The organism is Paenibacillus sp. FSL R5-0345 (genome assembly GCF_000758585.1).
In the GTDB taxonomy this organism is placed as follows: Bacteria; Bacillota; Bacilli; order Paenibacillales; family Paenibacillaceae; genus Paenibacillus_AQ.
On sequence record NZ_CP009281.1, the window covers coordinates 3,639,774 to 3,664,819 of the forward strand.

The window sequence follows — 25,046 nt, forward strand, 5'->3', positions numbered from 1 at the left end:
TTATCAACTTATTGGGATTAGCGGTTGTCCACTTTTTCCGGATAGAGGTCGTGATTGATCAAGCGGTGCTCCGCCATCGCCTCATACTTCGTACCCGGTCTTCCATAGTTGCAATAAGGATCAATAGAAATGCCTCCACGCGGAGTGAATTTGCCCCATACCTCAATGTAACGTGGGTCCATCAGTGAGATCAGATCATTCATAATAATGTTGACACAGTCCTCATGAAAGTCACCATGGTTACGGAAGCTGAATAAATACAGCTTTAATGATTTAGATTCCACCATCTTCTGTTCAGGAATATACGAAATATACAGTGTGGCAAAATCCGGCTGGCCTGTAACAGGACATAAGCTAGTAAACTCAGGGCAGTTGAATTTAACAAAATAATCACGCCCAGGATGCTTATTATCAAATACTTCTAGAATGTCTGGATCATAACCAAACTTGTACTGCGTTCCCTGATTACCAAGCAAAGTGACTTCTTGCATTTCCTCTTTTAATCTTCCTTCTGACACGACAAAAAACCCCTCTCTTTTCCTTCGACCTTGGCCGGTAATGGAAAGAAGAACGAGATTTCGAAAACTTGGCTCCACTAAGAAGAAACGGAAGCAACGTCCGGGTAAAGGACAGCATCCGCTTATACGGTTTAATATACTCTTAGTTTTTTATAGAGGGAGTTCGCGAACCTCTCCTGCACAATCCGTGCAGACTTCTTCTTTAAGCATATTGCGTCTTGAACTATACCACGGGTGGCCTGCTCCTGACAAGTTCTACTCTTTCTCGATCTTCCAAATCCAAACCGAAAGCACTGCAATCCATATGAGCAACAGCAGACTTTCTACAGGCAATATCCCTTCTCCATTAAGAATACTGTTCAAGTTCTGGGTGATTTCAATACTCGGCAAAGCTGCAAAGATCGGATAAGTCCATTCTGGAAGAGCTAAGTAAACAGAAGCCACCAAGAAAAAAAGAACCATAAATGCAGAGCTGATGGCCGAGCCATTTTTGGAGGAACTTACCTTTAATCCGATGATAATTCCAACTTGTACAAAGATCATTCCACCCAATAACATATATATCAACGAAGACAATAAATCTATGTTCAACCCTTGATTAAGTACATAAACTATCAGCTGTGAAAATAACGAAAAGACAAGAACAGAACCCGCCTTAGCAATAATGATCTGACCTCTGCTTAACGGTGAGATCAACAGTGCATCATAAGTTTTACTCTCTCGCTCCTCAATTAATCCTGGGCCGGTAATCATGATTCCAACCATTACTTGAGCAAACAAGATCCAAGTTGAAAGAAGCATGAAATCTAGACCGCTCTTGTCCACTACAGTGATGATTATTTTTGCCATAAATATAGGCAACACAATTAGAATTACAGTCGCTGGATTACGTAGTATATCCTTACACTCATGCTTAAACAGCTTCCATAACGGATAACTCAACTTAACTCACTTCCCGTCAAGGCAGCAAATACATCTGCCAGCGAAGCCTCTTTACTGTGCATACTTATCATTTGATGATTAGACATTAGCTGATAAATATGATCTTTTGTAGACGCTTCTGCTATCGGCCAGGATTTCATAATCACTTCTCCATCCTGCTGATATTTCACTTCAATTTCTGGTTTACCATACATGGTCTTAAGTCTATGGGGTTCATCAAGTGCCACCAATGCACCAGCGTGCATGATCCCTACTCTATCGCTTAATTCTTCTGCCTCGTGCATATCATGCGTTGTTAAGACAATAGTTGTACCTTCATCTTGAATTTTCTTGATGTGATTACGAATGAGTGAGGCTGAATTTGGATCTAATCCACTCGTAGGCTCATCTAAAAACAACACTTGAGGCTTATGTAATAATGCTCTGGCGATTAGGACACGCTGCTTCCAGCCTTTAGACAAGCTACTTACCTTAGCTTTTTCCTTATCTAACAGTTGAAGAATTTCCATGACTTCATTCACCCGACTGGCTGCTACCCTATACAGGTCAGCAAACAGCTCTAGATTATCTCGGATAGAACAACGCATATACAGATTGGGAAGCTCGAAAACAACGCCAATTTGGGCATGAATTTCTTTTTTATGACGTAAAATATTCATGCCATTAATTGAAATTTCTCCGCTTGTAGACTGAAGAAGACCCGTCATCATTCGCATCGTGGTCGTCTTACCAGCACCATTGGGACCTAGAAACCCAAAGACTTCTCCCTTCTCCACTGCAAAAGTTATTCGATCAACCGCACACCTGTCCTGATAATACTTGGAGACCTCAGTTAGCTGAATCAAATGACACTACCCCCTTTTTCGAATAGTTAATATCTATCCTTATTCTGGTTGTAGAGGATTATCTCTGCTGTTGCTATTCTGTAACATTCGCTATAGCTTAGCACCATCCTTTGTTCATTTTCACTCAGATGTGGCAAAAATATGGATTCAAATCCTACAAAAAGGGTAACTTAAACCTAATAATCTTTGAAGTAAAGGTGGGATCATCTTATGGAACAAAGCATACAGAAATTGATGGACTGGATTAACAGTCATGTAAATGAAACCATTGTTATTGAAAAGAAAGAGCTTCGTGATCTGGATAAAATTCATTTTAATCTGGAGGCCGTTGAGTTCCGGAGTGCGGAGGATGTTATCGATGATTATCTAGGGAGTGCATTAATATTAAAAGGATTTGGCAGTACTTTAAACGCTGATGGTGAGCTAGTATCTCTACCACATTCCACCTATGACTTAGCTATTGACGGGCTTCGTATTGAGGATATAGGTGATCTCAAGGCGGAAATAACTACAGATAGAGCTAAATACACCCTATCAGTGGATTGAACCATAAGTGATAACAGCAAAAGAGCCCACAGTAATCTGCGGGCTCTTACAAATTAGAGGTTATTCTTCTCCAATGATCTCCACTTCAGTTTCCAGCTCCACTCCGAATTTATCCTTCACAGTCGATCTTACATGGTGAATTAACCCGATGTAATCACTGGCAGTTGCATTATCTGCATTTACAATAAATCCTGCGTGTTTCTTGGATACCTCAGCACCACCGATTCTTGTTCCCTGTAAGCCACTCTCTTGAATTAACTGACCCGCAAAACGACCTGGAGGACGTTTAAAGACACTCCCACAGGATGGATACTCAAGCGGCTGCTTCGATTCACGCAGGTAAGTAAGTTCATCCATTTTCGACTTGATGGCTAACGCATCACCAGAAGTCATAGCAAAATTGGCCTCAAGCACGATGTATTCACCGCTTGCGAACACGCTTTTTCTATAACCCCATTGCAGCTCATCCCCTCGCAGAGTCACTAATTGTCCGCTCTTAGTTATAGCCAGCGCGCTATGCAGTACATCTTTAATTTCTCCGCCGTAAGCACCTGCGTTCATGTATAACGCTCCACCAACCGTTCCTGGAATGCCGCAGGCGAACTCAAGACCCGTAAGCTCCATTTCCAGCGCATATCTGGAAACATCAATAATCTTGGCGCCGCACTCCGCATACAAGAGATTATCACGAATTCCCATTCCGGTCAGTCCTGCCGTTTGCAGAACGATCCCACGCACGCCTCCATCACGGATAATCACGTTAGAGCCGTTCCCAAGTACCGTAAGGGTTATCCCATTTTGTTCAGCATATGTAACGATCTTTTGAATTTCATCATAAGTAGCTGGTGCCGCCAAAATATCAGCTTTGCCGCCCATTTTGGTATACACGTAATCTTTTAAGTTTTCATGACTCTTCACTATTCCTGCAGTCATTAATTGCTCTAGGTCATCTTGAATTTTGTCAATATTCATGTTTCATGCTCCTTTAACCATGTGAAAATGATGGTTCTTTGATCTATTTTAAGTAGTGGTATCATGGAATTGTAGGCAACCACAACTGTAACAACGAACAGGCTCCCTTGTCAATGACGGGAGCCTGTTCGTTGTATGATTTTCAATAATGTTTACACCGCTTTATAGGCTGCAAGCTCGTAAGGAAGGCACAGCGGCACACCGGTGCGTGGATCTGGCACAATATCCGCCTCAATTCCAAACACTTCCCGCAGTACATCTGGTGTCATAACTTCAGTAGGTGAGCCTTCACTAACCACAGTACCGGACTTAATAGCTACCATATGCTGCGCATAACGAGTAGCATGATTCAGATCATGCACTACCATAATAATGGTACGGCCTTCTTCCTCATTCAGCTTTTGCAGAAGCTGTAGAACTTCAAGCTGGTGCGCCATATCTAGAAATGTTGTTGGTTCGTCTAGGAATAGAATGTCTGTTTCTTGTGCCAATGCCATTGCGATCCAAGCACGCTGACGTTGTCCTCCGGACAAGCGGTCAATCGGACGGTCATGGAAAGGCTCCATCCCTGTAACAGTGATCGCGTTAGAGATAATGCTGCGATCCTCCGCTGTCATTGTGCCGAATCCTTTTTGATGCGGGAAGCGACCATAGCTGACAAGTTCAGAGACCGTTAGTCCGTCTGGAGCCGTTGGGTTTTGCGGTAAGATCGCAAGCTGACGAGCTACCTCTTTCGTAGAAAAGTTATGGATCGATTTGCCGTCCAGCATCACGCTGCCGCTCTTAGGCTTCATGATCCGGGCCATAGTTTTAAGAATTGTAGATTTACCAGAGCCGTTAGCGCCCACTAGTGCGGTGATTTTTCCAGTAGGGATGGATAAGTTCAAACCTTTAACAATTGTAGCCTCTGCATACCCAATACTTAATTCTTCTGTATTCAAACGTTCTGACATGTTAACCACTCCTTAAAAGTTTTATGAAGCTATGCTCCTAGAATGAACTACATAATTTATCTTGCTTCGTAAGAAAGAGCTTAGTTTTACACTTTTGATTTGGCGAGTAAATACAAAAAGTAAGGTGCACCAATGATCGCAACCACGATGCCTGTTGGAACTTCTGCAGGCTGCAGAACCCATCTTCCGATGGTATCCGCAGTAATCATAAGGAGTGCCCCTGTCAAAGCACTAGCCGGTAATAATACCTGATGACGGGGTCCCACAAGCTTGCGGGCTAGATGTGGTGCAATTAAACCAACAAAGCCAATCCCTCCGCTTACAGCGACACAGGAGCCGGCAAGCGCAACTGCTGTTACCAGAAGGAGAATACGTTCCTTCTCCACGCGCATTCCAAGTCCTAATGAAGTATGATCTCCTAGATTCAATACATTAAGAATACGGGCCTTATAGAAGGCGAACGGTAACAGAATCGCTATCCAAGGCAGCAGCGCAAGGACAAATCTCCAATCGCCACCCCATATTTTCCCGGCGATCCAAGTCGCTACAAATTGATAATTATTAGGATCAAGCCGAAGGGCTAACACAAGCTGGCAAGCATTGATTCCGGCAGCGACCGCAATCCCGATAAGGATCAACCTTGTTGGAGACAGACCATCTGCTTTCCGATATGCAAGAATATAAATTAAAGCGGCGGTTAAGCTAGCTCCTCCAAGCGCTAAAAGCGGCAAGACGAATACCGGAGCTGCTGTTGTAGCCGGAAAAAACGAGATGAAAATGATTACCGCAAAACCTGCACCCGCACTAATGCCCAGCGTAGCCGGTTCAGCAAGTGCATTCCGAGCGAGACTTTGTAAGATACAGCCTGACACTGCAAAGCCCGCTCCAACTAACAATGAAATAACGATGCGAGGTAATCTGAAATCAAATAAAATTAGCTTTTGCTGATGAGTTCCATCTCCCAGCAGTGTATGTAATACCTCCCGGGGGGATAGACGCATAAATCCTGTATCCATACTGACAATAAATACAACAACGATCAAAATGGCAAGCAGCGATAACACTGTAAAGGCGCGTGTGCGGCGTTCTTTTTCATTAGGAGAAAGGGTTAATCTGTGCATTACAGCTCCCCCTTACGCTTACTCGCCAAGTAAATAAAGAAAGGTACACCGATGATGGCTATTAAAGCGCCTAGCGGCGTTTCATAAGGTGCATTTATCATTCTAGCGGCGATATCCGCAAAGATAATCAATAAGCTCCCTAGAATCGCCGAGCAAGGAATAATCCAGCGATAATCTACACCAACGAAATAACGTGTAACATGTGGAATAATTAGTCCTATAAAAGCAATCGGGCCAACCATTGAGACTGCACTTCCGGCAAGAACGACTACAACAATCATACATGCCAACTGCACTAATCTTGTCCGCTGCCCCAGACCAACAGCAACTTCTCTTCCTAAGCTGAGCAAAGTGACGGACCGCGATAATATCATCGCTGCGATTAATGCCACGAACACCCAAGGAAAAATAATCTTGATCTGAGTCCAGCTCGCCCCACCCATTCCTCCAGCCAGCCAGAAGGCAATATCCTGGGATAAGTTAAAAAGAATAGCTATACCCTGACTAACAGCAACCAGTAATGCACTTACCGCAGAGCCTGCGAGCGTTAAACGTAACGGTGTAAGGCCATTAAAAGATAGCGACCCAATTCCGAATACGATAAATGAGGCTACAGCGGCACCTATAAAACAAAACAACATAAGTGAAGTGAAGGAGAGCGAAGGTGCAAAAGCAAAAACTATGGCCAGCGCTACACCTGCTCCCGCATTCAAGCCTAACAGACCTGAATCCGCCAGCGGGTTTCTTGTCATGCCTTGCATGATTGCCCCTGCTACTGCGAAGCAAGCACCGACCATAGCACCTGCTATCGCGCGTGGAAATCGCAGTTCTCTTATCACCTGATGTTGCTGTAAATCTGGATTGAAATGAAATATTGCTTCCCATACCGTAGCTAGCTTGATATTTGCCGCACCCACCGAGACCGAAAGTGCCAGTCCAAAGGCAATAGCAGCAAGTCCAATCACTAGAATACCCATTGCAGCTGCCGGTCGGGTATGTAGAGCTTTTTTTGTATCATTTTTATTGCGATTTGCGAAATCTGAGGGTGAAACCATGAGTCGTCTCCTTAATCGATAGTTACATTAGTCTATATGATAACAACAATCATTCTCATTATCGCAAAAAAAATTAGGTTGTACAATTGTAGGAGTAGTTTTTCCGTAATATGGGAATGGTTTATAAAAAAATGGTGCAGATCAAGTATCTTAGTATCCTAAGATACTTGATCTGCACGCCCTTCCCCACCAAAAGATCAGTCTCATTCATGGTGAATTACGACTTTTTATTTCACAAGACTTTCTAACACATCATCAATAATTTTGCCGCCAGCGTTCGCACCACTGTATAACCAGCTGCTTGTTGAGCTCATTTCATGCACATTACCAGCTTTTACAGCCGGGATACCTTTCCAAATTGCACTGTCCAGGATCTCCGAACCCTCAGTCTTATCACTGTTTACAAGAATAATATGATCTGCCGTCAGCTCAGAAAGCTTCTCTAGTGAGATTGGATTCCAAATAGCTCTTGTGCCAACAGGAATTTCTGTTACTAAGTTAGGCAGCGTTACACCAAGGTCTGTGTATAACACAGCACCACTACTGCGTGTTTCATCTACAATATAGAAGTTCTTTTGTACCAACCATAAAATCGCCACGGACTCTTGACCAATAGCTCCTTCAAGCTCTTCTTTCGCAGCAGCCGCTTTGTCTTCATACTCTTTAATGGCTTTCTCTGCTTCAGGGGTCTTGTTCAGAATTTCACCAATCTTGAGCAGCGATTTACGCCAATCTTGATTTAGTTCATCCCCAATCACATAAGTCGGTGCAATCTTATTCAGTTGGTCGTAGATACCGTTCTGTACAGAAGACTCCGATGGGATGAGAATAAGATCCGGAGCAAAGCTGGTTACTGCCTCGAGCGGAAGATCGTAGCTAATGGTAGGCACATCTTTCAATTCAGCGGCCAGATAATCCTGAACACCATTCGGTACGGACCATTGTGCTACTGGAGTCACACCCAGAGTTACCAGAGCATCCTCCAAATAAGAACCCAGTACACGCGTTGGATTAGCCGGAATCGTTACTTCATGCCCCATTGCATCCGTTAACGTCTTAGGCGCTGCAGGAGCTTCTGTGGCTTCAGCAGTAGGTGCTGCTGTAGGCTCTGATCCTGTGTTTGATGCGTTACCGGAATTATTATTACCGCAAGCGGATAAAAATAGCACCATCACCATTAATCCGACCATCGTTAATTTCATGCTTCCAAATCTTTTTCTGTTAAACCAAAACATTTAATACCCTCCTAGTGTGTACAAGCTATGTTTTCTCAAAGATGTTGACTGTCTCTGTCTCACTTTTAAATGATATTGATTCTCATTCTCTATGTCAACATATAAATTTTAAATTTTGTGGATTTGTAACAATTTCCTTCTTTAAAATACAAAAAAGGCTATATTCCGAACGTTCCGGATATAGCCTCTCCTTAAGGGTTCACTATTTATTCAAATGATAAGGGACAGTCGCTACCACAACATCTTTTGAATTCATTAGGTAAGAACGGATTAAAAAGCTGGTCTGATTATGAAGTACAGCTTGCCACCAATGCTTAGTGATAAATTGTGGGATCAGGATCGTGATATGATCCGTTGCTGCGGTCTTCCACTCCACTGTATCAATAAATTTCAGTAACGGACGAATAATACTGCGATATCTGGAACGAAGTACAATCAGGCGTACACCTGGGTTCCACTCCTCCCACCGTTGCTCCATCTTTTGGATGTCCTCTTCATCAAATCCAACATATACTGCTACAACATTATCCGTTAAAGACTTGGCATAGCTAATGGAATGCAGTACAGCACGTGTTACACCGGCAACAGGGACAACAACCGTGCTGCCTTTAATCAAAGGTTTATCTGTACTCGGGCATATACGAAGCTGATCTGCAGTGTTCAAATAGTGCTTGTGAATCCGGTGGAACACGAACATTACAGCAGGTAAGAAAATGAAAGCCATCCATACGCTTGAAAATTTAGTGATGATAAAAATAAGCGTAATCGTCAATGTAGTCAGCATACCAATGGTATTTACAACAAATCTTTTTTTCCATCCCGCTGGTTTGGTTTTAAACCAATGAACCATCATTCCTAGCTGTGACAATGTGAATGGAATGAAGACACCAACCGCATAAAGAGGAATCAGGCTTTCTGTATTTCCGTGGAATGCAGCTACAAGCAGTGCTGACAGAACACCTAGAAAAATAATACCATTGGAGAAGCCTAGACGGTCACCACGAACCATAAAAGCATGCGGCATATATTTATCTTTTGCAAACATAAATGCAAGCAGCGGGAACGCTGAGTATGCCGTATTTGCCGCCAAGAACAAAATTACTGCTGTGATACCTTGAATGAAAAAATATAAAGTTCCGCGACCAAAGGTCGATTCAGCGATCTGAGAAACAACTGTGGCCTTTTCGTCAGGCACTATGCCGTACCAATACGCCAGGAGTGTGATGCCTGTGAACATAAATCCAAGTATAACTCCCATGACCATTAAGGTCTTGGCTGCATTCTTTTCTGCAGGTGCTTTAAAGTTTGGAATAGCATTAGATACAGCCTCTACACCCGTAAGAGCCGAACAGCCAGAACTGAAGGCTTTTAATAGTAGAAACAAACTAACATTAGAAACAGCAGCGCCAATTTCAGGGACATTCGCATGCACGCCACCTGCTGCATATTTAATAATACCGGAGATAATCAACACTACAATCGACACCACGAACAAATACACTGGGATTGCGATGAATGAAGCTGATTCTGTAACTCCGCGAAGATTAATTAAAGTAAGAAGAATAATAACGGATACTGCAATAAGAACGGTGTGATTATGAAGACTTGGAAAAGCCGATGTGATCGCATCCGTCCCTGCCGACGCACTAACAGCAACGGTCAGAATGTAATCCACTAACAAAGACCCTCCTGCTAAAAGCCCTGTCGGAACACCAAGATTACTCTTGGCAACGATGTAAGCTCCGCCTCCCTGAGGATAAGCGTAGATCGTCTGCCGATAGGATAAAATCAGGATGGCCAGCAGGCCCAATACGGCTAATGCAATTGGCAGGGAATACCAGATGGCAGTAAACCCTGCAGCCACTAGTACAATCAGAATTTGTTCCGTTCCGTAGGCTACAGACGAGAGCGCATCAGAAGACAGGACAGCCAGTGCTTTAACCTTGGATAACTTTTCATGATCGAGTTCGTTCGACTTCATCGGACGCCCGATCAATAGTCGTTTTACCTTGCTTACCATGGTGGATACAGTTCCTTTCTTTGGGAGCTGAAACGGAAATTCCGCGCGCTGTTTTCATTGGTGGATTTCATAAATGCAGACACTAAAAATAGCATACGGAAATGATCCGCATGCTATGCATGGTCATTATCCCACCTTTGCTTACGAGGTTAGCTGGCGGATTCGGGCTGTGGTATAGCCCTACGGTTTAAGTCCAATCGACCCATTCCGATTCACCCCATTGGCACGAATGCCAAGTTTGGTTCCCCCGTTTTTCCTAAGAAAATTCAGCGCATATTCAACTTCTCACAAGGTCTAATATTAGTCTACAAAGTGGTTACAGTAAAGCGTTGAAAAAAATGAAAAAAGAATGAAAAAACATCCAGTAAGCGCAAATACAGCGTCTTATTGGATGCTCTCTTTCATTCTCTTCAATTATCCCTCTGGATCGTGTTTTTAATCACTTTTCACATTTTTTCGGATCACTTAAAGTTAAAAAATCAAAATCCTAAACTTTCCTCTGTATCTAACTCCATCACTTCTTCTTCCTTACGTCCGTACCAAAGTAAAATACTAATTAAAGCAAAAGCGATTAACGCAAGGAATGGTATCGTAATGAATCCAAAAAAGTTCAAGTAATCCTTATTACAAGGAACACCAATTGTACAAGGAAGAACTTTACTTAACGCAGGAATTTTCTGTTCCGCATAGTGATAGATCGAGATACTGCCACCAATCAAGCTTAGTGGAAGTACATAAGGGATTATCCGTTTATCCCCTCGAAACGTTGCAATTCCCAAGAGGAATAACTGAGGATACATGAAAATTCGCTGGAACCAGCAAAGCTTACAAGGTTCATATTTCAATACTTCGCTCAAATACAAGCTACCGGCAACAGCAACTAAAGAGACGAACCAGGCCAGATACAGGCAGTTACGCTTGCAAAAAGATAGGAACTTTGTCACTTTGCCTCCACAGCTTTTGCGGCGTCATTAATTTCAGTTGAAATCGCTTCAATGTTAAATGGATCCGCAGTCTTTACTCCATTGATGTAAAGGGATGGCGTTGTAGTTACCCCTGCTTCAGTAGCTAGCTGCATGCCCTTATTTAGGTCATCTGCAAACGTACGATCCTTGATATCTTTACGCAGCATTTCGTAATCGATAGCTAACTTCTCTTTCTCCGCAAGGCTTACTAAGAAATCTTCAGTTGCCCATTCTTCGCTCTCATCACCTTGCTGTGCGTATACAGCATCGTAGAACTTCCAGAATTCATCTTTATTCTGATGATATACAGATAATGCAGCAAGTGAGGCAGTCTCAGAGTCTGGACCAACGAAAGCCATATTTACAAAGTAGAGCGCTGCTTTTCCCTCGTTGACAAAATCTTGAACAATCTTCGGTTTAACTGAAGTTGCAAATTGGGAACACGCTGGACATTTTAAATCACCAAATTCAACAATTTTAACAGGTGCATCCTCTTTACCGACTCTAGGTAGCTCACTGTAATTGAATTCCACTGGTTCTCCCGTAGTGGCATTTTTTGCGGCATCTTTCGAAGCTAACATAAACAATCCAACAAAAATGATGACTACTAAAGCAATTGAACCAATAATTAAAATTCTCGTCTTCTGCTTTTGTTGCTCCTGTTCTACCCGCCGTTTCTCTTGTTTGCTTAGCTGGGGAACGCTTGTACTTTTATTAGGTTTACTCAAGGAGAATTCCTTTCTGTCCTCTGTGGACTAATGTAGTTTTTATCATATACATTTAAAATTATATAATTTTTAATCTCTTTTTGGCAAACAATACTGTAAATACACTGTAAAAAAAGACACAAGGCTACAGCCCTGTGTCTTAATAAATATAAATAAGTTCGTTATGCACCAGCTTCTTCAGTCAATAGCTGTAACTTCAGTAGCTTAATTCGAGAAATCCGCTTATTATCCGTTTCTTCTACAATAAACAGATGATCATCAAATTCTACAGACTGCCCTTTTTGAGGTGGATTAACCTCCAGTTTAGAATACAGCCAACCGCCTATCGTATCATAATCCTCAGTATCCATGTGGAGACCCAAAAGATCATTGATCTCTTCAATAAGCATCAAGCCGTCGATGGAGTGTTCATCCTCCCCCAGCTTCTCAACACCAGGACGCTCTTCATCGAACTCATCCTGAATTTCTCCTACAATTTCCTCCATGATATCTTCCAGTGTTACCATTCCCGATGTTCCACCATACTCATCAATCAGAATGGCGATTTGTGTCTTCGCACGCTGCATGACTTTCAGCAGAGCACTAATCTGAATAGATTCTGGTACGGTTAGTATAGGACGAATTAACTTATTATAGCTTTGTTCACGATCCCTAATTAAGTCCTTGATATGAATGAAGCCAAGAATGTGATCCTTATCTCCATCACAGACTGGATAACGCGTCCTCATTCCATCAAAAGCAATTTCAAGATTTTCTTCCGTTGGAAGATGATTATTCAGGCAGATCATTTCTGTCCGAGGAATCATGATCTCACGGGCCATCGTATCCACGAATTCAAAAATATTGTCAACTAGAGCCATTTCGGTATTATCGATAAAGCCGCTTTTATTACTTTCTTGCATGATAATACGGATCTCTTCTTCCGTATGCGCCGTCCCCAGCTCTGAAGCAGGGGCTAAACGGAAGATCCGTAATAAACCGCGTGCTAGCCCATTTACGATCCATATCACTGGATACATGATCTTGTAAAACACATTCATCGGTCCAGATGTTAGCAAGAGGACAGATTCAGCCTTGTTAACAGCAATAGTCTTAGGTGCAAGTTCACCTAGTACGATATGCAAGATAGTGATAAACATTAGAGCAATAATCAAAGATACAACATTAACTGCGGTTACTCCAAAACCTATACTTCCTAATAATGGCCCAACAAGGTTAGCTATAGCTGGTTGACCCAGCCATCCTAGCGCAAGCGAAGCCAATGTAATACCAAGTTGACAGGCGGATAGATAACCTTCCAAGTTGCGTACGATGCTTCTCGCTTTTAAAGCTTTTTTACTACCTTCTTCAATAAGGGTATCAATTCTACCGCTTCGTACTTTTACCATTGCATATTCGACTGAAACAAAAAATCCGTTTAACAATACCAACAGAATAATAAGACCTACGTGTAATATACCGGGTAAAGGGTCGCTCAATTTATAATCCTATCCATCATTCTCCGTACGGATGGATAGGCCCACCTCCTTCGTTTTTTCAGAGTATCGGCAAGAAGCTTGCCAGTTGTTCCTTTCAGTATCAATTTCCCAATGGTTTCATCTCCAGTCTGGAATCACGTTTTTGAATATATACTTTATTATATTAATATATTGGGGCAAACCGCAAGCATGCGTGTCCTTTCGAAAAAAAATGGGTCTTTATTCCCCTTATTATTCCAAAATATCTGTCTGTATAAAGAAAAACCCCTCACCGTTAAGTGTTGGGGTTCATCCACAAATATTAGGACTTGATTAGCGACAGTTTCTTGTTGTAGGAGGATTACCAATGACACCAGGGTATTGATAAGTAAGGGGTTCATCAAATGTAGCATAATCAAAATAAATCATAAGTAATACAGTACGTTGACCTGTTACTGGGTCACTAATAATAATGTGGTCACGGCCCGCAGCTTCCAGTACACCCTTGTAAACTTTGGCATTCCACTCTTTGTTATTTTCGTAAGTAAAATAAAATGTACCTACTTTGCCTAAATTCAGTCTGAAGATATTTTCGATATACGATTGTTCAAACTGTTGAGGTGGGTTTTGAACTACAACCCCTCCTGGTGTCATCGGACTTCCGCTGCTAACTTGTGGCGGCATGCTACCCATGCCTTGCATCCCTTGCATTCCTTGCATTCCTGTAGACATTGGCATTTGCATACCTGAAGAAGAAACACTACCAATAGTATAAGTGACGGGACGGTATGGTTGAACGATCATTTAATGAAACCTCCTAAATGTTTATCGGAGCAGTTGCTCCCTTTGGACAACAAAGAATTTAAAACTAGCTTACTGAGAGAATTACTCATAAGTTGAGTAATTCTCTTTGCACAGTTCCCCTGCTAATTGCCAATAAATACAGCTGGGCAATCTTCTCCAGTCGGAGTAAAGAAGCAATGAGCTTTAAAGCGGCCTGTGTTTTGTTGGTTATACCAGGTTGGAGGGCAATCCCCTACAGGACGGAAGAACCATAAAGCATTGGTCGCTGGCCAGGTTCTTTCACCTGCAATTGCACGTTTAGCAAGACGGATGTCTGCTTCTCTCGCTCGTTGATAGAAGTAGCTTTTTTGCGGGGCTTCGAATCCTCCTGGACTTTGATAGACCATGTCATTCACAGTACGAATGTTCAAAAAATCGAGGCAATTGCCAAGAATCCGATTGACACCAACATTGCCGACCATAAGCATGCCGAGATCTCCATCTTCCTCAGCTTCTGCTCTCATCAACCGCGCTAGCACCTTCACATCTTCCGAGTTCGTTTTGATGACGGCCACGCTGTCTCCTCCTTGGGGTCGCTTTTAGCTTGCAACCTCGTTCTTAACTGCATGCTGTATTGTATGTGCATTCGCCTAACTGGTGACAGCTCACGCCTAATTTTACAGTCGATTACTTTCTCATCATTCTTAAAAGTCGCAAATAAAAATCCATCTCCCTGTTCCGCTAAAAGGAAAAGAGGGATGGATTAAGAGTTAAAGTATGCTAAAGGCTACTCCGCAGTGGAATATTGTGGCTGTCGCTCAAATCCGTGATATCTTGTTCCTTGATAGGTAAGCATGCCTTTATCGCCTTCTGCACTCATTCCATATTCATGACCATCTACTTTAAATTCTATTCGACTGCCACCATTCAATTCGTACGTTAAGTAGTAAGTTGTACTTGTACGACTTGAACCATTATCTTCTTGAGTCTGCTGCTGCCTTATTTCACTTCGTTTACTAACGATACGGGCAGGAATGGTTAGCATGGGTGAGCTATTGTTCCGGCTCCATTGAAGCAAACCCCTGCCTGCTGATACTGCAAGAATACCAACCATTACAATGAGAAATATTGGCATCACTGTTCCAGAGAAATCAAACATCCATGAAAGATCCGGGCCCATTCCCATGACATTTTCCCCCTTCATACCCATGTAATTCCGACTTTTCCTTAGCTTCGGGCACTTCTGTACATGTATATGCCTCTTCTAGTTAAGAAAGCATTAAATTAATGAGACTTCATGCAAAAAGACCACTTCGTTTTCTTAGAAATCAAGAAATGAAGTGGTCTTTTAATCATAGTTTTGAGTGATCAGATTAAGCATGAACGAGGTCTAGCAATTGCTTTGTTTCGTCAGTCTGATCGTCTAACATTCCGTTATCTGCCCAGCATGCTCTGCATTGTTCTTCTGTTTCACACAGGTGAGCGTCATCACAGTTGTAGCAAAGTTGCAGCAGGTTTCTTGTCATATAATCTGTTTCAAAAGTTTTCATTGTAATCTCTCCTATTCGAAAGTTGAGTTTGTGAAAATTTGAACTTGTTCTATGTGTTAAATATATCACACGATCATTCAAATGTCATGTGATTTTTTTCACATCTTTAAAGAAAATTTTAATTAAGTTTTTTCCTTATATTCAATTAATCAAAAATACGTAGTTTTGGGAATTCATCCCTTATACACAAAAAAAGAAGCTGTCCCAAAAGTAGCGTCCACCACTTAAGAAACAGCCCCTCTTCACTTTACATCACACGCCAACTAATCCCACCATTAGTGGTTTGTAAGAGGAGTGAGCGTTTTTGTTCTTTTTTCTCAATCAAAAGCCAGCCGACCTCTGGAGAAATAAACTGCATCTTAATCGTCTCAGGATATTCCTCAAGCTTTGACTGCAGAACATTGCTCTCCTTAAGGGGGAGCCAAGTGTTCCCTTGGTTAACAGTGTGGTAAAGGGTGTCACCGATGATGGCCCAACCGACTTGGGAATTCAGAAATGTAGGAGCACTCTGATGATTTCCTTCGGTTGAACTCTTTAATTCAAAAGGTGCAAATTTCCAATTATCTCCACCATTAGCTGTAAAGTAACCGTGGTAAGTAATCGTCTTATCTTTATCTTTTTGGCAGCCCACAGACATCCAGCCATTAGTTTTACTAGCATCGAAGAACTCTGGTTTGCCAGTAATCACTCTGTCACAGCTTTCCAGTTGTTCATTTACCAAAAAAGGTGATCCCGGATTCCAACTCTGACCACCGTCCTTAGTCATAAAGATCTTTGGAAGAGCACCTGTCTGCAGGGTCACAAATCCCTCTACACGGTTCTTGAATATCATTCCAGTACTTACACCTGTGAACGGAATCGAATGATTTGGAAGGTTCGGATTATATTGTTCATTCTGCATCACTTCTTCCCACGTGGCACCACCGTCTGAAGTTGAGTAAAGGGCCTTGCTCTCCCTGTTAGGAGTAGCTTTCGAAGAGGTCATCAGCCATCCTTGGGTCGGAGAATTAAAATAAACGGAAGATACATCATTATCATCGCCTAGTGATGAGATCTTCCAACTCTGACCACCATCCGTGGTTCGCAGCACAATGTTCTCTGTCGTACCAAATGCACTTCTTATAATCCAACCATGATTAGGGTCCGTAAAAAAGATGCCTTTTCCATAGACGGGCGTGGAAAGGAACTGTACATTTGGGGCAGGAGAAATATTAGCCCATGTCGCTCCATTATCACGGGTAATGTACAAACGAAGCTCATTTTTTGTAACACCCCAGACCATGCCCACTGTCTCGCTTAGCAAATGAAAGCCCGTAATTCTTGTTTGAACCTGATATTTCGGGGCACTCTCATTATTAGTATTGTTATCAGGTGGTGTAATCAGAGTAATCGTTTGTCCTTCTTCCGGTGCTTCTGTTGGCTGTGGCTGTGGAGAAGGCTCCGGTGGTGGTGAAGAACATGCCGAGACTATCCACGCTAAAAAAAATAGCATCAGAAACATTCTTAGTGTTTTCAATCCAGCAGTCCTAGATGTCAATGCCCTCTCTCCTCTCGTCTCGATTCTTATTTATGATTCAATTTACTATTACGGTAGCCGTATAAAAAATAGATCAGAAGCCCAAGAGCCGTCCAAATAAGAAATCCAATCCATGTCTCACTTCCTAGATTATACATCAAAAATCCGCATGTTGCCGCACTTAGCAACGGAATGAAAGGTACCCAGGGTACTCTGAACCCTCTTTTCATATTGGGGTGAATATACCGTAAGGCAATTACACCCAAAGAAACGACAAAAAAGGCAAACAGTGTTCCAATGCTTGTTAAATTAGCCAACCGATCCAAAGGTATGAAGCCAGTTAATACTGCTATAATGATACCAACCATCCATGTACTACGAATAGGCGTTTGAGTTTTAGCATTAATCTTAGATAATCCTTTTGGCAAAAGTCCATCCCGTGAGATTGCAAATATCAGTCGAGTTTGACCGAACAGCATCACGAGCAGCACTGTGGTCATTCCTGCAATAGCCCCTACCGAGATTAGTCCCGCTATCAGGTCCTGATTTACGACGCGAAGCGCATAAGAAACAGGATCACTTACATTGAGGTCCGTGTAAGGAATAATACCCGTTAATACGAGTGAAACTAGAATATACAATACTGAACAGATAGCAAGAGATGAAATTATCCCTATTGGCAAATCCCGCTGTGGTCGCTTTACTTCTTCTGCTGCAGTCGATAATGCATCAAACCCTATGTAGGCGAAGAAGACCGTTGCCGCACCATTCACGACACCTTGAAAGCCAAACGGTAGGAATGGAGTCCAGTTCTCTGGCTTAACATAGAAGAATCCCGTTACGATAAACAAAAGTACTACAGCAATTTTGATAACTACCATAATGGCATTAAAACGAGCAGTCTCTTTAGTTCCCCGTGTCAGTAAGTAGGAAATTAGTAAGATGATAATTACTGCTGGTAAATTAATAACGGTACCCGCTTCCGCATTATAAGCCCCAGATAGTGCTGTAGGAATATGTATCCCGAATCCCTCTAAAAGACCCTGTAAATAACCGGACCACCCACTGCTAACTGCCGCTGCTGCAACGCCGTATTCTAACACAAGATCCCAGCCTAAAATCCAAGCGAGTAATTCTCCAAATGCTACATAACTATAAGCATAGGCACTTCCGGAGACCGGGATGGTCGAAGCAAACTCTGAATAACAAAGGGCTGATAGCACGCACGCAAAAGCGGCTAACAGGAATGAAATCACAAGCCCAGGACCAGCGTGTTCTGCTGCCGCTACGCCTGTCATTACAAAAATACCAGTACCGATGATCGCTCCTACACCTAGCATGGTTAGATCTAGTGCACCAAGTGTTTTGTTTAACTTGGTTGCACCCGAGTTTGAAGGTGCGATTAACGGTTTTTTGCGAAATAAATCCATTCTTACATTCTCTCCTGTCTAGTCTTGTTGTCAAATTGTTTAGAGAATTTCTATTTAGTATGCCCAAAATGGGGTAATGCATTAAATAAGACCTGCTTGAAAACAATAACGTTAGCGATTATGATGGACAAGATTAAATACCAAAAATTTAAAATACTGAGGAGATGATATCATGCCCCCGAAACCCAATCGAGTCGTAGTCATTGGTACTGGAGCAGTTGGTACAACAACAGCCTATACATTATTGCTACGGAGACGTATGCCTGAGCTCGTACTTATTGACGTTAATCAAAAGAAAGCACTTGGAGAAGCGTTGGATATGAATCACGGCATGCCTTTTGTTGGTGGTGTGAAGCTATGGGCTGGTACATATGAAGATTGCCGTGAAGCGGATATCATCATTGTTACGGCCGGTGCATCACAAAAACCGGGTGAAACCCGGATAGATCTGCTCCGCAAAAACATTTCAATTTTCCGAGATATCGTTCAAAAAATAACAAAATACAATCAACATGCGATACTACTTATTGCTACTAACCCGGTAGATATTTTATCATATGCCACTTTAAAAATAAGCGGATTTGATCGCAGAAGAGTCATCGGTTCCGGAACAGTGTTGGATAGTGCACGATTTCGCTACCTGATCGGCCGCCATAAAGAAATTGATCCTCGCAGTATTCACGGACAGATTATCGGGGAACATGGAGACTCAGAACTTCCTGTTTGGAGTCTAGCGAATGTTGCCGGAATCGATCTTGGTTTTGATGAAGCAGAACAAAATGAAATTTTCGAGGATACTAAGAATGCCGCTTATGAAATTATTGATGCCAAAGGCTCTACCTCTTACGCAATAGCACTAGCACTTGATCGAATTGTAGTCTCCATTCTGCATAATGAAGGTTCTGTGTTGAACGTATCTACTTTATTGAATAATTATAATGGCGTTTCGGATGTCTACCTTGGTGCCCCTTGTATCGTAGATCGCTCCGGTGTACGAGAAGTACTAGATCTTCCACTAAATGAGACAGAAAAAGCTTTATTCCAGAAATCTGCCGAGAAGCTTAAGGCAGAGATTGCTAAGCTAGAACTGTAAGCAAGAATTGGGGCTGTCCCGAATGTCATGACTCATGACTGGGATAGTCCCTTTTTCACGAAAAAAATGCACTTTGAATTCTATCAAATCTGGACTTGCAATTTCGACATGGCTTCTTCCTTCTCCCGGCTCGTGATATGCGTGTAAACCGTTGTAGTCTGAATAGAAGAGTGTCCGAGCAGTTCCTGAACCGTTCGCAGATCCGCCCCTTTTCGTAACAGCATGGTAGCGAAGGAATGTCGAAGCTTGTGGCTGGAATATGGTCGACGTTGTGCAGCAGGCACATCCTTTTGGAAACGCTCGAAGGTGTCCGCAGCGATTTGCTGTATACCGCGAATGGACAGCCTGCGTCCCTTTTGTGAAATGAACATAGCCTCTTCTTTACTGCGCCAAGGTTCTAGCCGTTCTTCTATTGCCAGATCGAGAAAGGGGACCACATCCTCTGGAATCGGTACATTACGCCATTTACGTCCCTTACCAAACACTCGAAGTGAATGCCTTTCTACATTATAATCACTTAAATTCAGCGTGTGGACTTCCCCCACCCGAAGCCCCATATAGGACATGAGTAAAAAAACTGCTAAATTACGGCCTTTGTACTTCCCGTCTATAGAAGATAAAAATCGCCCCAGATCACCTTCATCTAAGTAGACTGGCTCACGATTGATCTCTGTCTTAGATTTCTTGATCCCAGCTGCAGGATTGGTTAGAAGTAATTCCAGTTCAATTAATGCCTTAAAAAAACAGTTAATAGAGGCATGCTTCCGGTTACGGGTAGCATCACTTACTCCACGTTCACGCACAGACGTAAGAAAGGAAATAACATGTAACTTCTTTACCGATTCAAGCTTTTTTCCATTTAGACTTTCTAAGAACTGTCTTACATCTACTAAATAGGATTTCTGCGTATAGGGAGTGTAACCGGCATCCTTCATCCAGATTAAAAAAGCCTCAAGCCCCTCTTCGTAGTCTTCACTCCACTCATTCATGGCTTCGAGCCTCCCTTGATTTCGACAATCTATTGTACCATAGAATAGCTACAAGATTTATACTTAAGTACTCCATTTTTCAGCGTGCTTTTGTACAGTCTTTAAAAACTCTGTTAGTACAGGTGATTTCCATTTCTTATGATGATAGGCTATTTGAGTAGCCACACGCTGCGATTCATCATTCCAATTCAAACTAGCTAACTTTCCCTCCGCTAATTCATTGTTCACTGTAATCAGTGGAATAAAAGCGATACCTAGGTCCGCCATAACACATTGCTTGATCGCCTCAATACTCCAAAACTCTAACGTAGGGTCAGGAAATACTCCATGACTGTTTAAATGATGTTCAAACAAAGTACGGTAGCTACAACCCGTTTCTGTATGCAATATCGTTTCTCCCTTAAGATGAACCGGCTCTACCTCTGAAAGACTCACTAAGGGGTGATCTGGTGGGGCGATCAAGGTCATTTGTTCATGCACCAGTGTTTCTATGTTCAGATCTTTATCTTCTGTCTCTGGTTGCAATAAGAAGGCCAGATCCAGTTCACCGGAGCGGACTAAGTCCGTTAGCTCCCAGCAGACCCCAGGCTTCAAAATAATTTGGACCTTCGGATATTTCGTGCGAAACTCCTTGATAATGCCTGGTAAGCGAAAAGCAGCCAGAGATTCAGGTGCGCCAATTCTTAAAGTCCCTGTTAGCTCACTCTCGGAGCGAAGAGCATCTTCCGCTAGAGAGTGCATTCTGGAGATCTCTTGAGCGAATGGGAGCAGACGGCGGCCTGCATCGGTTAGGATGATCTTTTTACTGATCCGATCGAATAAAGGCTGACCTATTTCAGTCTCTAGCGCTTGGATCTGTGCGGTAATACTGGATTGTGCATAATCAAGCTTCTGTGCAGCGCGTGTGAAGCTACCCGTCTCCACTACGACTATAAAGGTAAAAAGATGACGTGATTCCATACGTGCCCCCTGAATAATAGTTACCCATCGGAATTTCGAATGGATACTATTCAAAAAATCTGTTTTTCCAATGGTTCTATTATCTGCTACTCTATAACAAAAGACAATGAAAGCAGGATTAAAAATCATGAAAGATTCAAGTTCAAACACATTACAAAGAAACATCGGCATGCCCCAAGCCATAGCTCTTTATATCGGCGCTGTATTGGGCTCGGGGGTCTTAATCGTGCCCGGGCTGGCTGCAGAAATGGCTGGTCCCGCTTCATTACTGGCATGGGGATTTATGACGTTATTGATATTGCCAATGGCCTTATCGATGGGACTGCTCTCTGCCAAATTTCCTAACGCAGGAGGCGTGTCACACTTCGTTACCCTTGCTTTCGGACCTAAAGCTGGATCTTTAGTGGGCTGGTTCTTCCTAATGTCCGTTCCAATTGGTGCGCCTGTCGCTGCACTGACCGGTGCTGGTTACATGACAGCCGCAATGGGCTGGAATGAACCTGCGAGAATTACTATCGCTGCAGTGATGTTAGCCATTGGGCTAATTACTAACTGGATTGGCATGCAAGTGGCTGGAAAGGTACAAATTGCCGTAGTAATTGCAATTGTAGCTGTTCTCGTCTTCTCCTTTGCTACTGCACTTCCACGGATGGAGGTGGAACACTTCACACCCTTTGTCCCACATGGATGGATGAGCATTGGTCAGGCTGCAGCAATCTTATTTTGGTGTTTTATTGGCTGGGAGGCTGTCTCACATCTTTCTGAGGAGTTCAAAGACCCACAGCGAGCTGCAGTTAAAGGTGTGACCATCGCTGCTACTATTGTAGGTATTCTATATTTCTTATCAGCTTTAGCAACAGTTGGTACACAAAGCTATCTTAAAGGTGGGTCAAGCACTTCGCTCGTTTGGATCATCAGCCAGCCTCTTGGACGCTGGGGAGGATTTATCGCAGGTCTTACAGGTCTATTCATTTGTACTGCCACCATTATCGCTTATGCCGGTGCGGCCTCACGTGTGGCTTATGCATTATCACGTCAGGGCTATGCGCCGAAATGGATGGGTAGACTATCCAAACAGTATCATACCCCAATCGGCGGGATAGCTTTCCTGCTCCTCTGTTTCGTGATGGTGATGTCACTGTACGGCAGCGGATCGATATCAATCACTACTTTGATTCAGTTTCCGAATGCGACATTCATTCTAACCTATATCGGAGGCTGTGCTGCGGGGATACGTCTACTCAAGGGGAGCAGATTAGGTGTGACGATTAGCTGGATCTCTTTTCTAGCTACTGCTGCCGTGTTTCCTTTTACAGGCTGGGCGATAGGTTATCCGTTACTTATTACTTTGATGTTTATTTTGATCTTTCGTCTTAAACATAAACAAGGGGTTACCGGAATAAAGGATTTAAGTAATGAAATATATGACGGTCAACGAAAAGTGTTATGAATATCAGAAACCCGTAACCAGTCCTTTATCAGGATCGGTTACGGGTTTCTTTCACTTTATTTTTAAAAAAATTTGATATGATTCCAATATTCTCCTTAATCTTGGTTTTAATAAATGGGTCAATTCTTTCAGGGAGCTGAAGCGGGTGATGAAATTTAGCATCAAGAACCTCTACTCCGTCTGGTTGAATAACCCCCTCATAGTCTGTGCAAATATATCCAATAATAACATTGTAATACTCATGGCCGTTCCTTAATTTTGTATACAGTTCTTTTCCAGAAAACACACCCATTAAATGAAGCGTCTTAATCGTTATACCAAGCTCTTCCTTGACTTCGCGTCTAGCACACTCTTCTACTGATTCACCAAGCTCCATTAACCCGCCAGGAACTCCCCAGGTGCCATCTTCATGCTGGACTAATAATAGTTCACCTGAAGGATTAATAATTATTATACTCGGCCTTACCAAAATTACAGGTTTATTTCCAACCAGTTCTCGAAGTGATTCAACATACCCCATCTGCACGCCTCCTTTTATTACAAGGTTATATCCTTTTTAAAACCTCATATTCTTCCATTATTTTACTCAGCTTATCTGTTCATGTACATGAGCGAATCAAAGAAATCTTCCTTCTATACTTGCATTTTTCTAGCTAGTAATTAAAAAGCTTACGTTTCAGCGTTCGTTTAGTTGGTTATGGAATGAAGAGGGTAAACTATACTATGACCAGACAAAGGAGACGATACATCATGCCAAATCAACCAAAGATCATTCTCGAGCCAGCAGCGCAGAAATTTGCCGATGATAATTCAAAACCTCCGTTCCTTCCTGATCTTGGACCAGAAAAAGGTCGTGAGACGGTAGATACAGTACAATCCAGTGAGATTAATAAACCTGAAGTCGATATCGAAGATCTTATGGTACCAGGAGGACCTAACGGTAATGTTTCTGTTAGAATTGTTCGGCCCCCTAGCTCCTCTTCCGCATCGTTGCCAGTCATCCTATACATTCATGGTGCAGGCTGGGTATTTGGCAATGCGCATACCCATGATCGCTTAATCCGTGAATTAGCTGTTGGCGCGGAGGCAGCAGTCGTATTCCCAAATTACAGCCTATCTCCAGAAGCTAAATATCCTACCGCAATTGAAGAAATCTATGCTGTTCTAAAATGGATCGCTGAACAGGGCAGTGATCATGCCCTTGATGCTACCAAGCTATCCATAGGTGGTGATAGTGTCGGCGGGAATATGGCAGCAGCCGTTACTCTTATGGCAAAAGAACGCAGTGGCCCGAAAATAGGGAAACAACTATTGTTCTATCCGGTAACTGATGCCTCATTTGATACCGAATCCTATCATGAGTTCGCCGAAGGATATTTCCTACAGCGTGACGGAATGAAATGGTTCTGGGATCAATATACAACTGACTCAGCCGAGCGGAATCAGATCACAGCCTCCCCGCTTCGTGCCAGTGTAGAGCAGTTACGCGATCTGCCTGAAGCACTAGTCATAACGGGTGAAGCAGATGTTCTACGTGATGAAGGTGAAGCTTATGCTGCCAAATTACGTGAAGCTGGCGTCACTGTCACAGCAGTTCGCTTTCAAGGGATCATACATGATTTTGTGATGTTAAATCCTTTAGCAGAAACCAATGCCAAAAAAGCCGCCATCAAGTTGGCGACTACCTGGCTTCGTGAAGGCTTCTAAAACTAATAAGTCCATCGACATTTTCTACATGAGGGAGTGTCTCAAAGGCCATGAAATGGCTTCTGGGACACTTATTTTTTTGATGAATACTTACGTTGACGGTCGTTACCTTCTACATTGAATTCCTGACATTTCTTCTATTGACTCTTAACCATCCTTAGGGGACACTTTCGTGACTAAAGTTCCTTCCATCGTGTAAAATATTTACTTA

25 protein-coding genes and 2 riboswitches are annotated in these 25,046 nt (G+C 42.7%); of the genes, 4 read left to right on the top strand and 21 right to left on the bottom strand.

What is annotated here, in order from left to right; genetic code table 11:
• Positions 1–17 precede the first annotated feature (17 nt).
• The 3 genes from queF to R50345_RS16105 form a co-directional block, all read right to left on the bottom strand.
• Positions 18–491 (bottom strand): preQ(1) synthase, encoded by a 474-nt coding sequence (gene queF / locus R50345_RS16095; RefSeq protein ID WP_036687775.1) that lies wholly within the window; start codon positions 489–491, stop codon positions 18–20.
• Positions 492–654: 163 nt separating this feature from the next.
• Positions 655–698: riboswitch (PreQ1 riboswitch) on the bottom strand.
• Positions 699–773: 75 nt separating this feature from the next.
• Entirely contained in the window at positions 774–1,460 is a 687-nt protein-coding gene (locus R50345_RS16100; RefSeq protein WP_156114814.1) for an ABC transporter permease, read from the bottom strand.
• Positions 1,457–2,305 (bottom strand): ABC transporter ATP-binding protein, encoded by an 849-nt coding sequence (locus tag R50345_RS16105; RefSeq protein ID WP_042128164.1) that lies wholly within the window; start codon positions 2,303–2,305, stop codon positions 1,457–1,459. Before R50345_RS16105 ends, R50345_RS16100 begins: the two co-directional genes overlap by 4 nt.
• Positions 2,306–2,515: 210 nt before the next feature.
• Here R50345_RS16105 and R50345_RS16110 point away from each other — a divergent pair, with 210 nt between their 5' ends.
• On the top strand, positions 2,516–2,851 hold the full coding sequence (locus R50345_RS16110) for a protein YmzB (protein WP_042128166.1): 336 nt from the start codon (positions 2,516–2,518) through the stop codon (positions 2,849–2,851).
• 60 nt (positions 2,852–2,911) lie between these two features.
• Here R50345_RS16110 and murB read toward each other — a convergent pair whose 3' ends face one another.
• The 15 genes from murB to R50345_RS16180 form a co-directional block, all read right to left on the bottom strand.
• Positions 2,912–3,823, bottom strand: a complete 912-nt coding sequence (gene murB, locus R50345_RS16115) for a UDP-N-acetylmuramate dehydrogenase (RefSeq protein ID WP_042128167.1) — start codon at positions 3,821–3,823, stop codon at positions 2,912–2,914.
• Between the two features lie 152 nt (positions 3,824–3,975).
• Complete coding sequence (locus tag R50345_RS16120) at positions 3,976–4,776, bottom strand: ABC transporter ATP-binding protein (protein WP_042128168.1); 801 nt, start codon at positions 4,774–4,776, stop codon at positions 3,976–3,978.
• Positions 4,777–4,862: 86 nt separating this feature from the next.
• The gene (locus tag R50345_RS16125; protein ID WP_042128169.1) at positions 4,863–5,897 is read right to left on the bottom strand and encodes a FecCD family ABC transporter permease; all 1,035 of its coding nucleotides are present in this window, start codon (positions 5,895–5,897) and stop codon (positions 4,863–4,865) included.
• On the bottom strand, positions 5,897–6,952 hold the full coding sequence (locus R50345_RS16130) for a FecCD family ABC transporter permease (protein ID WP_042128171.1): 1,056 nt from the start codon (positions 6,950–6,952) through the stop codon (positions 5,897–5,899). The genes R50345_RS16125 and R50345_RS16130 overlap by 1 nt, the downstream gene beginning before the upstream one ends.
• A 227-nt stretch (positions 6,953–7,179) precedes the next feature.
• On the bottom strand, positions 7,180–8,187 hold the full coding sequence (locus R50345_RS16135; RefSeq protein ID WP_042128173.1) for an iron-hydroxamate ABC transporter substrate-binding protein: 1,008 nt from the start codon (positions 8,185–8,187) through the stop codon (positions 7,180–7,182).
• Positions 8,188–8,389: 202 nt separating this feature from the next.
• On the bottom strand, positions 8,390–10,207 hold the full coding sequence (locus R50345_RS16140) for an APC family permease (RefSeq protein WP_042128175.1): 1,818 nt from the start codon (positions 10,205–10,207) through the stop codon (positions 8,390–8,392).
• Positions 10,208–10,330: 123 nt separating this feature from the next.
• A riboswitch (cyclic di-AMP (ydaO/yuaA leader) is annotated at positions 10,331–10,489 on the bottom strand.
• A gap of 197 nt (positions 10,490–10,686) precedes the next feature.
• Positions 10,687–11,151 carry a disulfide oxidoreductase gene (locus R50345_RS16145; RefSeq protein ID WP_042128176.1) on the bottom strand — a complete coding sequence of 155 codons (465 nt, stop codon included), beginning with the start codon at positions 11,149–11,151 and terminating at the stop codon, positions 10,687–10,689.
• A complete protein-coding gene (locus tag R50345_RS16150; RefSeq protein WP_042128178.1) occupies positions 11,148–11,900 on the bottom strand; it encodes a DsbA family protein in 753 nt (250 codons plus the stop codon). Before R50345_RS16150 ends, R50345_RS16145 begins: the two co-directional genes overlap by 4 nt.
• A 161-nt stretch (positions 11,901–12,061) precedes the next feature.
• The gene (locus R50345_RS16155) at positions 12,062–13,378 is read right to left on the bottom strand and encodes a hemolysin family protein (protein WP_042128180.1); all 1,317 of its coding nucleotides are present in this window, start codon (positions 13,376–13,378) and stop codon (positions 12,062–12,064) included.
• 312 nt (positions 13,379–13,690) lie between these two features.
• Positions 13,691–14,101 (bottom strand): spore coat protein GerQ, encoded by a 411-nt coding sequence (gene gerQ / locus R50345_RS16160; RefSeq protein ID WP_371916527.1) that lies wholly within the window; start codon positions 14,099–14,101, stop codon positions 13,691–13,693.
• Positions 14,102–14,283: 182 nt separating this feature from the next.
• On the bottom strand, positions 14,284–14,715 hold the full coding sequence (locus R50345_RS16165; RefSeq protein WP_042128184.1) for a cell wall hydrolase: 432 nt from the start codon (positions 14,713–14,715) through the stop codon (positions 14,284–14,286).
• Between the two features lie 212 nt (positions 14,716–14,927).
• Entirely contained in the window at positions 14,928–15,320 is a 393-nt protein-coding gene (locus R50345_RS16170; protein WP_042132227.1) for a DUF2500 domain-containing protein, read from the bottom strand.
• 193 nt (positions 15,321–15,513) lie between these two features.
• Positions 15,514–15,690, bottom strand: coding sequence for a hypothetical protein (locus R50345_RS31690; RefSeq protein WP_170880345.1), 177 nt, complete (start codon positions 15,688–15,690; stop codon positions 15,514–15,516).
• Between the two features lie 247 nt (positions 15,691–15,937).
• Positions 15,938–17,227: a WD40/YVTN/BNR-like repeat-containing protein gene (locus R50345_RS16175; protein ID WP_052414625.1), complete on the bottom strand. Its 1,290-nt coding sequence runs from the start codon at positions 17,225–17,227 to the stop codon at positions 15,938–15,940.
• 26 nt (positions 17,228–17,253) lie between these two features.
• Complete coding sequence (locus R50345_RS16180) at positions 17,254–18,636, bottom strand: branched-chain amino acid transporter BcaP (protein WP_042128186.1); 1,383 nt, start codon at positions 18,634–18,636, stop codon at positions 17,254–17,256.
• Between the two features lie 172 nt (positions 18,637–18,808).
• On the opposite strand from R50345_RS16180, the gene R50345_RS16185 reads away from it, so the two are divergent.
• Entirely contained in the window at positions 18,809–19,729 is a 921-nt protein-coding gene (locus R50345_RS16185; protein ID WP_042128188.1) for an L-lactate dehydrogenase, read from the top strand.
• Between the two features lie 83 nt (positions 19,730–19,812).
• Here the strand turns inward: R50345_RS16185 and R50345_RS16190 are convergent, their stop codons facing one another.
• Positions 19,813–20,718 (bottom strand): tyrosine-type recombinase/integrase, encoded by a 906-nt coding sequence (locus R50345_RS16190; protein ID WP_042128190.1) that lies wholly within the window; start codon positions 20,716–20,718, stop codon positions 19,813–19,815.
• Positions 20,719–20,781: 63 nt separating this feature from the next.
• Entirely contained in the window at positions 20,782–21,678 is an 897-nt protein-coding gene (locus R50345_RS16195; protein WP_042128192.1) for a LysR family transcriptional regulator, read from the bottom strand.
• Between the two features lie 127 nt (positions 21,679–21,805).
• Here R50345_RS16195 and R50345_RS16200 point away from each other — a divergent pair, with 127 nt between their 5' ends.
• Entirely contained in the window at positions 21,806–23,128 is a 1,323-nt protein-coding gene (locus R50345_RS16200; RefSeq protein ID WP_042128194.1) for an APC family permease, read from the top strand.
• A 28-nt stretch (positions 23,129–23,156) separates the two neighbouring features.
• Here the strand turns inward: R50345_RS16200 and R50345_RS16205 are convergent, their stop codons facing one another.
• Positions 23,157–23,648 (bottom strand): NUDIX hydrolase, encoded by a 492-nt coding sequence (locus R50345_RS16205; RefSeq protein ID WP_042128196.1) that lies wholly within the window; start codon positions 23,646–23,648, stop codon positions 23,157–23,159.
• A 230-nt stretch (positions 23,649–23,878) separates the two neighbouring features.
• Here R50345_RS16205 and R50345_RS16210 point away from each other — a divergent pair, with 230 nt between their 5' ends.
• Positions 23,879–24,835, top strand: a complete 957-nt coding sequence (locus R50345_RS16210; protein ID WP_042128198.1) for an alpha/beta hydrolase — start codon at positions 23,879–23,881, stop codon at positions 24,833–24,835.
• Positions 24,836–25,046: the final 211 nt, after the last annotated feature.

What these genes read in the sequence shown, in the direction of transcription:
- queF (WP_036687775.1), bottom strand. Translation starts at nt 491, where the DNA reads ATGCAAGAAGTCACTTTGCTTGGTAATCAGGGAACGCAGTACAAGTTT.
- R50345_RS16110 (WP_042128166.1), top strand. Translation starts at nt 2,516, where the DNA reads ATGGAACAAAGCATACAGAAATTGATGGACTGGATTAACAGTCATGTA.
- murB (WP_042128167.1), bottom strand. Translation starts at nt 3,823, where the DNA reads ATGAATATTGACAAAATTCAAGATGACCTAGAGCAATTAATGACTGCA.
- R50345_RS16120 (WP_042128168.1), bottom strand. Translation starts at nt 4,776, where the DNA reads ATGTCAGAACGTTTGAATACAGAAGAATTAAGTATTGGGTATGCAGAG.
- R50345_RS16125 (WP_042128169.1), bottom strand. Translation starts at nt 5,897, where the DNA reads ATGCACAGATTAACCCTTTCTCCTAATGAAAAAGAACGCCGCACACGC.
- R50345_RS16130 (WP_042128171.1), bottom strand. Translation starts at nt 6,952, where the DNA reads ATGGTTTCACCCTCAGATTTCGCAAATCGCAATAAAAATGATACAAAA.
- R50345_RS16135 (WP_042128173.1), bottom strand. Translation starts at nt 8,187, where the DNA reads ATGTTTTGGTTTAACAGAAAAAGATTTGGAAGCATGAAATTAACGATG.
- R50345_RS16140 (WP_042128175.1), bottom strand. Translation starts at nt 10,207, where the DNA reads ATGGTAAGCAAGGTAAAACGACTATTGATCGGGCGTCCGATGAAGTCG.
- gerQ (WP_371916527.1), bottom strand. Translation starts at nt 14,101, where the DNA reads ATGCAAATGCCAATGTCTACAGGAATGCAAGGAATGCAAGGGATGCAA.
- R50345_RS16170 (WP_042132227.1), bottom strand. Translation starts at nt 15,320, where the DNA reads ATGGGCCCGGATCTTTCATGGATGTTTGATTTCTCTGGAACAGTGATG.
- R50345_RS31690 (WP_170880345.1), bottom strand. Translation starts at nt 15,690, where the DNA reads ATGAAAACTTTTGAAACAGATTATATGACAAGAAACCTGCTGCAACTT.
- R50345_RS16180 (WP_042128186.1), bottom strand. Translation starts at nt 18,636, where the DNA reads ATGGATTTATTTCGCAAAAAACCGTTAATCGCACCTTCAAACTCGGGT.
- R50345_RS16185 (WP_042128188.1), top strand. Translation starts at nt 18,809, where the DNA reads ATGCCCCCGAAACCCAATCGAGTCGTAGTCATTGGTACTGGAGCAGTT.
- R50345_RS16190 (WP_042128190.1), bottom strand. Translation starts at nt 20,718, where the DNA reads ATGAATGAGTGGAGTGAAGACTACGAAGAGGGGCTTGAGGCTTTTTTA.
- R50345_RS16195 (WP_042128192.1), bottom strand. Translation starts at nt 21,678, where the DNA reads ATGGAATCACGTCATCTTTTTACCTTTATAGTCGTAGTGGAGACGGGT.
- R50345_RS16200 (WP_042128194.1), top strand. Translation starts at nt 21,806, where the DNA reads ATGAAAGATTCAAGTTCAAACACATTACAAAGAAACATCGGCATGCCC.
- R50345_RS16205 (WP_042128196.1), bottom strand. Translation starts at nt 23,648, where the DNA reads ATGGGGTATGTTGAATCACTTCGAGAACTGGTTGGAAATAAACCTGTA.
- R50345_RS16210 (WP_042128198.1), top strand. Translation starts at nt 23,879, where the DNA reads ATGCCAAATCAACCAAAGATCATTCTCGAGCCAGCAGCGCAGAAATTT.